Origin of the sequence: Amycolatopsis sp. NPDC058340, from assembly GCF_042723975.1 — a bacterium.
Lineage (GTDB): Bacteria > Actinomycetota > Actinomycetes > Mycobacteriales > Pseudonocardiaceae > Amycolatopsis.
On sequence record NZ_JBHXIB010000016.1, the window covers coordinates 69,127 to 82,036 of the forward strand.

The following is a 12,910-nucleotide window of genomic DNA, read 5'->3' on the forward strand; positions in this document are numbered from 1 at the left end:
TGCTGCTCGAGTGCGAAGAGGAGACTGGGCACGCCACCCTTTGATCACCAACGGCTCGAAGGTGATCGCGGCGAAACAGCTCGAAGCCATCGGCATGCCGCGCCGGACGATCTCGCGCCGGTGTGGGCCCGGCGGAACGTGGCGAATGCTGCTCCCCGGCGTGGTGCTGCTCCAGAACGGCGACCCGACGGGCGAGCAGAAGATCCACGCCGCGCTCCTGCATTCCGGCACCGACTCGATCCTGACCGGCGTGCGGGCATTGGAGCGCTACGGGCTGCGTAACCTCCCGGACACCGAGGAGGTCCACGTGCTCGTCCCCGCGAACCGGTCGGTCGCGAACTGCGGGTTCGTCCACATCGAACGGTCACGACGTCTCCCCAATCCCAGACCGCGGTCCGGAGTCCCGACAGCTCCAGTACCCCGCGCGGTGATCGACGCGGCACGAAGGACACCGCACAAGGACGCGATCACGGCGATGCTGGCCGAGTCCGTCCAGCGAGGGTTCTGCCTGCCTCGATCCCTTGCCGACGAGCTCGACGAGGGCCGCCGGACGGGCAAGGAGCTCCTGCGAAGCGCGCTCCTCCCGATCCTGGGTGGCGCCCGATCGGTCGCCGAAGCCGATGCCTGGCGTCTCTGGCAGCGGTCGGACCTTCCCGAATGCCAGTGGAACGTCAAGATCTTCGACGCGGACGGCACCTACATCGCGCAGCCCGACGGCTGGTGCGACGAACTGGGCTTCGCCTGGGAAATCGATTCCCTCGGGCATCACGCGGGAGACACCGGCTTCCGCGAAACCCTCGCCCGCAACGCCCGCTACGCCGCTGCCGGGATCGTCGTCGTCCAAACGCTGCCATCACGACTGCGTTCGGAGCCCAGCGGGGTCGTGGCCGAGCTCCGGGCGGCGCTGGACAGCGCCCGGCTACGACCCCGGCCCGACGTCCGGCTCGGGTGACCGCCCCGCGAACCAAGGCACACACATCGCCACCATCGCCGCCGCCGCCAACAGCAGCGAAGCCTGGGTCACCGGACCATAGGCCCACTCCTGTCCGTGCCCCAGCAGCCGCCCCACCACCGCGACGAGCGTTCCCGCGACCATCCCGCCGAAGGCGAGATACCGCGGCGCGCGTTCGCTGAACTGGCGGGCGAGCAGGACGGCGATCAGCAGCACGATCGGCAGCATCCCGCCAAGGACGGCCAGCAGTCCGATCAGCACCACCGGCACCACCCGCCCGGAGCCCGCTTCCACCGAAACATGGCGCCGGCGGACCGGCCACAGGGCGCCGATCAGCACGAGCAGGATCGCGACCGCCCCGATCAGCAGTCCGGACCGGTACTTCCAGTCCGGCGTGAACTCCAATTGCACGACACCGCCGGAGCCCGCGGGCAGGATCCACGCCTGCTGCCAGCCGTCGACGCGCGTCTTCACCAGCGGAGTCCCGTTCAGCGAAGCGGTCCAGCCCGCGTTCGCGTTCTCCGGAACGGCCAAAATGGACTCGTCACCACCGGCCACGGTGACCGAGCGGGACGTCGCGTCCCAGGATTCCACCGTGACCGCGCGATGTGTAGCGGGCGCGACAGCGCGGCCGGCGGGTTTGAGCCACAGGTCTTGGACCACAAAGGACTCGGACCGGTCGGTCCGCAGTTCGTGCCCGCCGGCCGCCAGGTCCACCCCGCCCGCCGAATCGGGACAAGCGGACAGCGTCAGCGGCCGGTGCGCGACGAAGTCGGCGAGCGTGCCGCGCACGGACGTGTCGTAGTCGAAGCCGTCCAGACGCACGTTCGGACCCGATCCGCAGGGCAGGGCGAATTCCGCGGCCGGAGCGGGAAGTTCCGCGCCGGTCAGGGAAAGGCTCCCGATTCCGAGCGAGTTCCGGGTCCGCTGGTCGTCGTCGAGACCCGCGAACGCGATCTTCAGCTGCGAGGTCTCCAGGGGCGGGAACGTCGCCGCCCCGGAAGCGTCGAGTTCGACGGAACGGCTCGACGTCGGAGTGGTCAGTTCCAACCGCCTCGGCGCCCGCGCGTCTGCGGCGACGCGGATTCCGGAGATCGTCTGCGGTTTCGCCCAGTCCAGCGTCATCGTCGGCCGCAGGTCGGTGATGTCGGGTTGCCAGGCGGTGGCGGGATTCCCGTCCACCGCGGCGAACGCGCTCGCGGACGGATCCCCGCCCAGTTGCGACGTCGCCGAAACCCGCAGGCCCGGCAGCGTCACCGGGACCCGGCCACCGCCCGCGGGCAGCACGGTGCCGCCGAACTCGTACGCGCTCCGCGACGTCGTCGAGAACAGCCGCCGGATCCCGTCCGGTTCCTCCCCGTCGCGGCCCGCGTTGGCGTCACAGCGCCCGGGCACGCACGCGTACCTCGGCTGCGGCCCGCGCGTGAACGCGAACCCCGGAGCCGCACCCGCCCCGAGATCGGCGGGGACTTCCAGCGCGCGCTGCGGTTCCACGCCGGGGATCTTTAGCTCCGAGATCCCGACGTTCCCGTCCTGCCTGCCGACCACGAGCGACAGCAACGTGATCCGCACCTTGCGGGTCACCCCCGCCGGCACCGGATAGGTGTGCGCCCCCGCACCCCGGACGACCTGGTGATCGACGGAACCGTTGTCCGTGGTGATCCGGATCTTGGTCGGCGGCCAGCCGACCCGGATGTCGTCGACCATCGCGAGATCGACCGAGTTCACCAGCCTCGGGGTGTCGAGTTCGACTTCGAGCCATTCCCCGATCGGCCCGGTGAAACTCGACGAATGCCAGGCGGTGCGCGGATCCCCGTCCAGCGCGGCGAACGGCTGATGGCTCGGATCCGAGCCGCCGAAGGCGTCCGCGAACGAGGCCGCCGTCGACGCGGTGACCGAACGGATCCCCCGGTACGCCGCCACGGTCTGGTGCTGCTCACCCGGAAACGGCAGGACGTCCAGCGCGGCTCGTTGCTGGCGCGGGGATTCACCGGCGGTCAGCGTCTGGCTCAGGTTGTCCCGCACGCCGCCGACGTTGCGTTCGGCGCGGCGCAGCCCGTCGGTGACCAGCCTCGGCCCCGTCGGCGAGCCGCCGTCTCCGGTCAGCACCGTCGGCGTGCCGGGGTCGAGCTGTCCGGAGTTCATCAGCGGCAACAGGTTCTCCGGTCCGCCGCTCACCGTCGGGACGTCCTTCGTGGACGTCGCGGTGACAAGCGGCACCGGGCGTTTCACCTCGAAGACCTCCAGCGGCCCGAACTGGGCCGACTTCTCGATCCCCGGCGATCCCGCCAGTCCGGCGCGCAATGTCGTGAAATCGGGCGCGCCGACCTTGGCGCGGTCGACGTCGCCGCGCAGCAGCAGGAACCGGTAGCCCGACCGCGCGAGCAGCGCCGCGAGCCCGGGATCCCCTCTGCCGTCGGCCAACGCCGCGTCGACCGAGTCCATCAGGCGGGTGTTGCCCTCCGAGCCCAACGGGACCTGGTTGCGCACTGCCCACGGGCTGTCCGCGATGGCCTGCGCCGGTTCGTCCACCGTGCGGCCCCAGTCGTACTCGCCGAACCCGGTCGCGGGCAGCAGCAACGTTCGCGCCGTCGCGTCGGTCTTGGCGACGTATCCCATGGCGTCGTACCAATATCCCGGTACCTCGTCCCAGCCCGGCCCCGGCCGCAGCGTCAGCAGCCACACCGGCGCGGCCATCGCCACGACCAGCAGCGCTCCCAGCGCGGGACGCAGATTCCGCCGTAACGCCGGCGCGGCGCTCGTGATGCCGTGGACGAACGCGAGCATCAGCGGCATCCGCAGCACCGGTTCGAATTTGTGCACGTTCCGCAGGGGCGCGAGCGGTCCGTCGAGCAGATGCCGCACGGGTTCGGCCAGCGGGCTGTCGAGCGTCCCGACGTAGCCGACGGTCAGCAGCGTCAGCCCGGTCAGCACACCGAGCACCAGGAAGCGCCGTTCGGGCAGCCCGCGCCGCGCGAGGCCGAACAGCCCGACCGCGGCCACCAGCCCGGTCGCCGCCATCAGCACCGGATTGTCGATCAGCGCCCAGCCCGAAGGCCACCATGGCGTGCCCTGCACGACGTAGGCGACCCATTGGTTCGTGCCGCGCAGCACCTCGAACAACGACATCGGCGCCGTGGTGTTCGTCGCGGATTCGATGTAGTCGAGGAACGGCAGGCTGTACTGGCCGAGCAGCACCAGTGGCAGGAACCACCACAGCACCACGCCGACGACGAAAACGAACCACCAGATCACCAGCGCGACATGGGTGCTCCGCCACTTCCGGGTCAGCAACCACAAGCCCGGGAGCACGAGCGCCATCACGACCATCGCGCCGTTGATCCCGCCCATGCACAGCACGGCGAGCGCGGACAACCCGGCGGCACGGCGCGGCGAGCCGATGCGATCGGCGAGGATCAAGGGCAGCAGCACCCACGGCAGCAGGACCGCGGGCAGCATTTCCGAGGACAGCGAACCGATTTCGGTGACCATCCTCGGCGCGAGGGCGTAACCGACTGCTCCGATCAGCCGAGTCCGTTCGTTCCCGATTTTCAGCGCGCGGGCCACGAGCAAGGCGCCGCCGAACGCGACCGACAGCAGGATCGCGCACCACAGCCGCTGTGCGATCCACACCGGCATGCCGACGGCCTGGCACACCGCGAAGAACGGCCCCATCGGGAACAGATAGCCGTACGCCTGGTTCTGCAGCTCCCCCGCCGTCGCCTGGGGATTCCACAGATGCAGCGCCCTGCCGAGGAAGGCCAGCGGATCCACGGCGAGGTCGAGTTTCGTGTCGAAGGTCGTCCTGCCGGGACGCTGCACAAAGGACAGCACGGTGAATGCCAGCACGATCCACGTGCTCGGCCTCTTCACGAGCGCGCCGGGGGTTACCATCCGGTAGATACTAGGCGGAAACGTGGCTACTATGCGCCCTATGACAGACGGTTTCGCAGAAGCGTGGTCGCTCGCCGAACCCGTCAAGGGCTGGATGACCAGGGATCAGGGCCTCGCCTTGTGGAACGCCGCGTGCCGGCTGGACAAGGGCGATCTCATCGTCGAGATCGGCAGCCACCAGGGCCGTTCGACGATCGTGCTGGCGAGTGCCGCCCGCACGGTCGGGGCGCGGGTGGTCGCCGTCGACCCGTTCGTCGACGGACGGCTGTTCGGCGGATCGCCCACACGCCAACGGTTCGAGGCGAACCTGCGCAAGGCGGGCGTCGAGGACGTCGTGGAACTCGTGGCCGAGTACAGCACGAAACTCCGCCCGCGCTGGGACCGTCCGATCCAGCTGCTCTACATCGACGGCAAACACGACTACTGGACCTACACCGACGACCTGCGCTGGTCGGCGAACCTGGACGACGGCGCGGAAATCCTGGTCCACGACTGCTTTTCCTCCATCGGCGTCACACTGGGCACGATCGCGAAAGTCCTCTTCGGACGGCGCTACACCTATCTCGACCGCGCGACGTCGCTGGCCCGGTTCCGGCTCGCCCCGCCGTCGGCGAAGGACAGGCTGCGCGTGCTCGCCCAGCTGCCGTGGTTCGCGCGCAACGTCGGGATCAAGATCCTGCTGCGGCTCCGGCTGGCGCCCGTGGCGCGGGTCTTCGGCCACGACAGCCCGTACGACCCCTACTGAGTGAGCGGCTTGCCGACCTCGACCTTCGCGAGACAGACCGGAGCACCCTTGGCGGACAACTGAAAGCCGATCTTGTCGAACAGGCCCTCGATCGGCAGGTACATCGTGTGCAGCCCGGGCTGGAACCACACGGGCACGCGTGCGCCGTCGCGGTCCACGAACCCTTCGCCGCCGTCCGAGGTGAAGTAGTCGATCCGGAGCAGGTACCGGCCGAGAACGGGCGCGTCCAACGGAATCCGCACCAGTTGCTCACCGACGGTGTACCCACAGCCCGTCACCGGGCCGGGCAAGCCGCGGGACACCGGTTCCACGCCGGTGATCGTCCTCGCGGTGCCCGAATCGTCCAAAAGGGACATCCGGCTGGTCGGCTGGTCGAACTGGAAACCCGGGATCAGGCCCACCACCCGTGAGGTGCGGGCGTTCTCGCCGAACCAGCCGTGCAGGACGTCGTTCGGCACGGCCGTGTCGTACAGGACGAGGCCGGGATCCCGTTCGATCGACGCCCGCGCGTTGGCGAGGAACTCCCGCGAGTGGTCGAACCGTAGCCCTGGTGCCAGCCGGGAGAATCCCACGGCGGAACTCACGAGGAGCACAAGACACAACGCCAAGGAGACCGCGCGTTTCGCCGAGGACGGCGCAGGATCCGATGACCGGTCGAGCGGTTTGGGCTCCAGGAAGGCGAAAGCGAGACACAGCGCGACGACGAGCGCCAGATCGGCGACGTAGCGGGGATCGCTGCCCAGTTCCGGACCGACCTCGGTGAGCCTGGTGGCCGCCGACAGCCCGATATCCGCCACGAACACCAGGCCCAGCAGGAGCCACGCCTTCCTGGCCCGGAGCCCGCCGACGCGGATCCCGGTCACCAGCACGGCGACGGCCACGAGCAGCAGCACGATCCGCACCACCGTGGGGGAAGCGGCGAAAGTCGCGCCGGGGCCCGGGCCCGACCAGGGTCCGCCGACCAGTCCGGGGATCAGGGTGTCGCCGAGCATCCGGCCCGTCATGTCCGCGACCGTGCCGACGGTGACCGGGCCGCCGCCCTGCCCGACCTGACTCGTGGTCAACACCAGGAAAACGGCGGCATAGCCCGCGAGGACAGCCGCGAGGACACCCATCAGCACGAGGTGGCGGCGCAAGGAAATCCCGAGCAGCACGGTGATCCCGGCGATCAGCACCGGGATGAACACCGCCTTTTCGTAGAACGCCAGCCCGAACACGGTCCAGGCCACCGTGGCGATCGCCCAGCGGCCGCCGTCGGCGAGATAGCGGACATGCGCGTGCAGGGCGGCGGTGGCGGCCAGCAGCACGGGCGCGATCTGGATCGCGTACGCCCACCACAACGTCGGGACGAGGAGCAACGTCGACGTCGTGAACATCGTGAACGGGACGAGAATCCCCCACCGGCGCCCGAAACAGCGCACCAGTACCGCCCACAGCAGCACCGACGCCGCTCCTTGCATCAGCAGGACCGGCGCCATCAGGACGGCGAAGTTCAGCGGTGCCCATGCGGTCAGCACATCGGCGAGCAGGAATCCGCCGGGCGCGAGATGGCCGTGGTAATCCTGGAAGAAGTAGCCGAAGTCGAACGGGCCCGACTTCGCGGCGTGATAGGTGATGACGAAGTCGTCCTGCGCGAGGCTGCCGCGCAGCGCGGCCCACACGTGCAGGACGAACGGGAGCACGCCGGCGGCGAACGCGGCGAGCGCGACCGGCGAAGGTCTTTTCCCCCGGAGAGCCACGGGTCGCCTCAATTCTTGCAGGTCGGCGGCTGGCACATGATCTTGCTCAGCGCCTGGTAGAAGACGTCCGAGATCTTCCTCGGATCGGGGGTGGTGAACGATTCCCCGCCGGTGGCGGTGGAAACCTGCCGCAGTTCGGAGGCGTCGATATCCGGCCCGATACCGATCCCGATGACCGGCAACGGTTTCCGCGGATCCTGCAGTTTGCCCAGTTCCTCCAGCAACCGCGGCAGCCCGATCGTCTCGTTGTCCTCGTTGCGCCCGTCGGTGAGGACGACGACCAGGTTGATCCGGCCGGGTTTCCAGTTCTGCCTGGCGTTCTGGTACGCCGCGAGGATCGAGTCGTAAAGCCCGGTCGCGCCACCGGCTTTCGGCCGCACGGCTTGGAGCCGCGCGACGCCGCCCGATGCCGTCTGCTCGGCGATCGTCTTCATCGGCAGCAGGACACGATGGTCCTTGTCACCGTCCAATTTGGTCGAGAACAGCCACAAACCCAGTTCCGTGGTGGGTTTGAACAGGCCGAGCCCCTGCGTCGCGGCCTGCAGGGTGAGTTCCATCCGGCTCTTGCCCGTACCCGGAACCGCGGCGGCCATCGAACCGGAGACGTCAAGCAGCACCTGGACCCGGGCGCTCAGGTTCGTCCCCGCCCAGGCCTGCAGTACGGCGTACAACTCCGTCACCGGCGGGGCTCCCGGCGGACGCGGTGCCGGGTCGGTCCGGCTGTCCTGCGCCCGCGGCACGGCGAACTGACCGCCGGGCGCCCGGAATCCCGCGTCGGCGAAGATGGCGCCGGCGACCGGATCGAGCAGCAGCCGCAGGAAGCGTTCCGCCGCGGCCCTCGACGCTTCGGATGCCTTGGGCAGCACGACATACGGGTAGTCGAACCCGTGCACCGGGACGCCCGGGTAAGCCGCCACCAGGTTCCGCGCGAGGACGGATTGTTCGGTCGTGGGAAAGGCGCCTGGGAACTGGCTCGGCGCCGGATTCAGTTTCCGCATGGCGGCGGTGAACGCCGCGGCCGGGTCGGGCTCCTTCTCGGTCAGCTTCCGCAGGGCGAGCAGCGTTCCGACGCCGAGCGGATCGCGTGCCGGATCCGGGATCCCGATCGGTGAGCCGTCGAGGATCTCTTGCCATGAGGGGGTTTTCCCCGGCCAGCCGAACCGCCGCGCGGTTTCGTCCGTAAGTCCCAGCACCACCGGGGAATTCGCCACCGACTGACCGGATTCCGGCAGGTTCCACGCGCCGGCGTCCCTGGCCTGCGACAACATCGTGCTCGACTCGGGGATCCAGACGTCGGGCCCACCGGAGGCCGTGGTCCCGAGCAGGTCGGCCACCTTGGCCGACTCGCTCGCGGTCACGTTGACACTGAAGCATTCTTCCTGCGGCACGGTCTTCGCGAGCCGCGTGAGCACGGGCGCCACGTCGGGCGCCGCGGTGATCTCGACCGGCGTCAGCGCGTCACAACCGTTGCCCGCCAACCGGGCGCGCAGGTAGTCCACACCCCACCAAGCGCCGAGCGCGATCACCAGCAACAGGCTCAAGACGACCACGGGCGCGTCGAACCGCCCGCCACGCCTCGGGCCGTCCTGCATGTGCGTGCCTCCGAGGTGCGGGGTGAGGACCTGGGATGTTGCCCAATCCGCCCGCGAACGTCAACCCTCGGGTAACTTGGCGCCTTCCGTTGCGGCAAACGGTCTAACCGAACCCGGAACTCGCGTGATCGAAGGCGGAACTGCAAGTTACGGCTTCAATCACGCGAGTTCCGGCTCCGATCACGCGTGATCGGCCGAACGGTCTAGCCGAAATACCGTCCGGCGCCGATGTGGGCACCGGCGGACTGCCACCAGCCGGCGTCGCCGGTCGAGTCGATGCCGTCCGCGATCACCGTCACGCCCGCCATGGTCGCGGTGTCGATGAGGTTCCGCAGCGCACGTTCCGCCAGTGGTTCCGTGCGCCGCTCCGCCAGGCCGGGAGCGATCCGGACCGCCCGGACGGGCACGTCGACCAGGCACACGACATCACTGCCCGCGCCGAAACCCTGCAGTTCCGCGTCCACGCCGATCTCGGCGAGCAGGTGCAGGTTGTCGACGGTCTCGCCGAGATCCGCGAGCACGGCGTCGGCGGGGAAGCCCAGCCTCAGCCGTGACGGCCCGAGCCCGGTCGCGGTCAGGATGTTCCGTACCGACCCGACGAGATCGGGGTCGGCGGCCTGATGCGAGGTCAGTCCCACGACCATCGGGAGCCTGTCGTCCGATTCCTCGCAGGCGGTGCGGATGAGCCATTCGCCGAGCGGCACGATCAGGCCGGTCTCGTTGGCGAAGCGGACGCAGGTGTCGTGACCGATCCGGCCGTGACGCGGATGGTTCCACGCGAGCCTCGCCTCGATACCCGCCGGCCTGCTGTCCGCGAGCCACGTCAGCGGCCGGAATTCGATCTCGATCTCACCGGTCTCCCACGCACCCGCCATCGCCACGGCGAGGCCGAACTCGTGCCGTTCCCTGCTGTCGAGCACGGAATCCGACAGCGCCCACTGCCGGTAGCCGTTGGCCTGCGCCCGGCGCAGCGTCATGTCCGAGACGCGTAACAGCTCGTTCGGCGCGATATCCCTCGGCGGCCGGTGCACGACGCCGACACAGGCCGAAACCGCGACGCCGCTGCCGCTCTCGAGGTAGACCGGTTCGGACAGCTCCTGGTTGATCATGCCGATGACGGTGGCGACGTCCGGGCTGGTCGCGGTGTTCTGGATGAGGATGCCGAATTCGTCGCCACCGATCCTGGCGACGAGCGCGTCCTCGCCGCCGACGACGGTCCGCAGCTTCGCGGCGACGTTCTTCAACAGGTCGTCGCTCTGCTTCTGGCCGAGGCCGCCCGCGATCAGCGAGAAACCGTCCAGATCGAGGTGGTACACCGTGACGCCGAAGGACGGGTCGGCGTGCCGTAACGCCTTCTCCAGGCGAGTGCCGAAGCACTGCCGGTTCGGCAGGCCGGTCAGCGGATCGTGCAGGGCCTGACGGCTCAGCTGCCGCTGCAGCAACGAGACGTCCGTATCGCCGTCGACCAGGGTGATCAGTTGCTGGGCTTCGCCCGCCGGGTCGCGGATGACGGCGCCGGTGAAGCCCGCCCACGGCGGTTCCTCGTCCTCGGTCACGAGTCTTCGCGACAGCTCGAGCCGCTGGCTCTCGCCTTCGAGCAGCTTCCGGTAGCCCTCGCGCAGGCCGTCGGCGTCGTCCGGGTGCACGAGGTCGTAGAGGTTGAGCCCGATCAGGTCCGCGACGGGCCGGTTCAGCATTTCGGCGAACGCCGGGTTCACCCGCTGGACGCGGCCGTCGACCCTGGTCACGGCCACACCGGTCGCCGAGCCGGTGAACAACTGCTCGAACCGGGCCTGTGTCAGCACCAGCTCACGCCGGGTCTCGCGTTCGAGCGTGACCAACGTGCGGCTCAGATCCTCTTGCTGCCTCTGGATGCTCTCGCGCAACGCCTCGCCGTAGCCGGACGCGAGCGCGCCGAGCACCTGCAACACCCGTTCAGGGAGCGACTTGACGCCCCGCAACTCCGGTTCGTGCAAGAGCCCCTTGCCGAGTACGTCCATCGTGCGACGCAGGCTGTCCGGCCCGACGCATCTGAGCGCGACGAGCCGCGCGCCGGCCTCGGTGGCCTGCGCGGGCTCGGCGTCCTCACTCAGCACCGCCTCGAAGACCTGGTCGAGCAGAGCGGCGAAATGCTCTTCGATCTGGGCGTGGGTATACGGCAGATACGCCGTACCGGTGACCAGGTAAGCCCATTTGCGAGCCAGCGTGGCACGGGTCGGCGCGGCGTTCCTCCGCTTCGGTGCCGCGGAGGAAGAAGGTCTCTTGGGGGCGTCCGGCGATACGGGGAACTCATCGCCGTCCGGAAGTGGAGCAGTCACGTCCGCCGGTCCTGGGGTCGCTTTCGTATTCCGTGGTGGAGGAACATCCTCCACGATTCTGAAGCCGTACTCACCGTTTAACGGTCATCCATTCGGGTGGTCACCCTACGGTACTGCAACACCGGCCTTTTCCCTCAACCATGCGGGTGGCGTCCCGATACCGGGACGCGTTGCGATGTAACGCCGGCGAATGTCCGGCACCGGACAGAACATACGTGGAAAGCCCGGCCTCGGGCCGGTAGAACGGTGCTTCCGCCCGGCGCAGCGTCTCGCCGCTCGAACAGTCGCGAAGCGGGAAAAGACCGCAGAACAGGATGTCCCCCGATCCGACGGCCTGGAGAACCGGCACCCGGATCTCGTTAGTCGCGGGCAGCCCGATGCCGAACACGGCGACCGTCCCCATTCCCGGGACCGAAACCTGATCCTTGGCCGCCTCATCCGCTTCGACGACCTTGGGGTCGGTATTTTCCGTCGCGGAGAACAGTCCGGCACGCGCTCCCGGTTTCGTCGAGGAATGGAGCGGTTCGCTGCCCAGCGAGCCGAACTGGTCCGCCGCGAAGGTCGCGTAGCCGTGTTTCGCCATGTCCCGCCGGCAGGAACAGCGATCCGGGTCGTAGGGCAGGTCCCAGTCGGCGCTGTCGTAGGTACCGCCGTGCACCAGCAGCCGGACAGCCTCGGGCAGGCAGAACCGGCCGTGCACCGCGGCGGGTTCGCCGAGCGGGCCGGTGGCCGGCAGATCCCGATCGGAGCAGCGGACGTCGACGGCCCCGGCGGGGGCCGCGACCAGGAAACCATAGAGAAGCACGCAGCAGGCGGCCACCGCGGTGACCAGTTCGAGCGGCATTCTCACAGAACCCTCTCCGGAATCGGGACGCTCGGAAGAAGCATGAACCCTACACCTGGTGATCGACCGTTCACCGTCAGCCTTGAGTTCGCGGCCGCGCGATCACCGGCATGGCGCTCGATGTCCGGCCTCGCCCCGATCTCGTGGAGGAACCACGCGAGCGCTACGGCCGTGGCCTCGGCGCCGGTGGCAGGTCCGAAGCCCCGGAGCCTCGTGAGTGGCAAGGACGGTTAGAACCGTCCTTGCCACTCACGAGCTCCTCAGGGCAGCACGTCGGTCACGGTGTCCTTGATGACCTGCCACTTACCGTGCTCGCGAACCAGCGTCAGGCTGATCGTGTAGTGCCGGTTGATGTTCTGCGACGGCACCTTGTAGTACGCGTCGAGGATCGCGTAGCCCATCTTGCAGCCCTCGACGACGGTGTGGGTCACCGTCCACGGCATGCTGTATTCGTAAGGGAGCTTGAACTGCACGTCGACCACAGGCTCCACGTTGTCGGCATAGCCGATGATCGTCTGACCCTTGCGGCCGATGGTCACCATGTTCTGGTGGATGATCGCCCGGTAGCGGGCCTCGTCGCGTTTGTTGAAGCTGTCCATGTCCTCCCAGACCGCGCGGTCGAACGCGCGCTGACAGGCCTGCCGTTCCGACTCGGCCCGCTGGTCGCTGGCCGCCGCCGCGGCGGGCACGCCGATTCCCGCGGCGGCCACGATCAGCCCGGCCAACGCCGCGTAATACCGCTTGCGCATGGGGTTCTCCTCATCACGTCCCGTATTCCGTCCACCAGCAGGTTCGCCGGGCGGCGCATCACAGCTGCATCACTTCC

The 12,910-nt window shown here is 68.9% G+C and carries 8 protein-coding genes; 2 read left to right on the forward strand and 6 right to left on the reverse strand.

The window, feature by feature from the left end:
- The first annotated feature begins 10 nt into the window (after positions 1–10).
- Positions 11–952, forward strand: a complete 942-nt coding sequence (locus tag ACFWIW_RS20125; protein WP_378369815.1) for a hypothetical protein — start codon at positions 11–13, stop codon at positions 950–952.
- Here the strand turns inward: ACFWIW_RS20125 and ACFWIW_RS20130 are convergent.
- Positions 920–4,846 carry an alpha-(1->3)-arabinofuranosyltransferase gene (locus tag ACFWIW_RS20130; RefSeq protein WP_378369816.1) on the reverse strand — a complete coding sequence of 1,309 codons (3,927 nt, stop codon included), beginning with the start codon at positions 4,844–4,846 and terminating at the stop codon, positions 920–922. The genes ACFWIW_RS20125 and ACFWIW_RS20130 overlap by 33 nt on opposite strands.
- Before the next feature lie 40 nt (positions 4,847–4,886).
- Between ACFWIW_RS20130 and ACFWIW_RS20135 the strand changes: the two genes are divergently transcribed.
- A complete protein-coding gene (locus tag ACFWIW_RS20135; RefSeq protein WP_378369817.1) occupies positions 4,887–5,591 on the forward strand; it encodes a class I SAM-dependent methyltransferase in 705 nt (234 codons plus the stop codon).
- Here the strand turns inward: ACFWIW_RS20135 and ACFWIW_RS20140 are convergent.
- From ACFWIW_RS20140 to ACFWIW_RS20160, 5 genes are all read right to left on the reverse strand, one after another.
- Positions 5,585–7,330, reverse strand: a complete 1,746-nt coding sequence (locus tag ACFWIW_RS20140; RefSeq protein ID WP_378369818.1) for a hypothetical protein — start codon at positions 7,328–7,330, stop codon at positions 5,585–5,587. The two genes, ACFWIW_RS20135 and ACFWIW_RS20140, sit on opposite strands and share 7 nt — an antisense overlap.
- 8 nt (positions 7,331–7,338) lie before the next feature.
- Positions 7,339–8,922 (reverse strand): substrate-binding domain-containing protein, encoded by a 1,584-nt coding sequence (locus ACFWIW_RS20145; RefSeq protein ID WP_378369819.1) that lies wholly within the window; start codon positions 8,920–8,922, stop codon positions 7,339–7,341.
- A 203-nt stretch (positions 8,923–9,125) separates the two neighbouring features.
- Positions 9,126–11,240, reverse strand: coding sequence for an EAL domain-containing protein (locus ACFWIW_RS20150; protein ID WP_378369820.1), 2,115 nt, complete (start codon positions 11,238–11,240; stop codon positions 9,126–9,128).
- A 100-nt stretch (positions 11,241–11,340) separates the two neighbouring features.
- A complete protein-coding gene (locus ACFWIW_RS20155; protein ID WP_378369821.1) occupies positions 11,341–12,084 on the reverse strand; it encodes a hypothetical protein in 744 nt (247 codons plus the stop codon).
- 260 nt (positions 12,085–12,344) lie between these two features.
- The gene (locus tag ACFWIW_RS20160; RefSeq protein ID WP_378369822.1) at positions 12,345–12,833 is read right to left on the reverse strand and encodes a hypothetical protein; all 489 of its coding nucleotides are present in this window, start codon (positions 12,831–12,833) and stop codon (positions 12,345–12,347) included.
- Positions 12,834–12,910 lie beyond the last annotated feature (77 nt).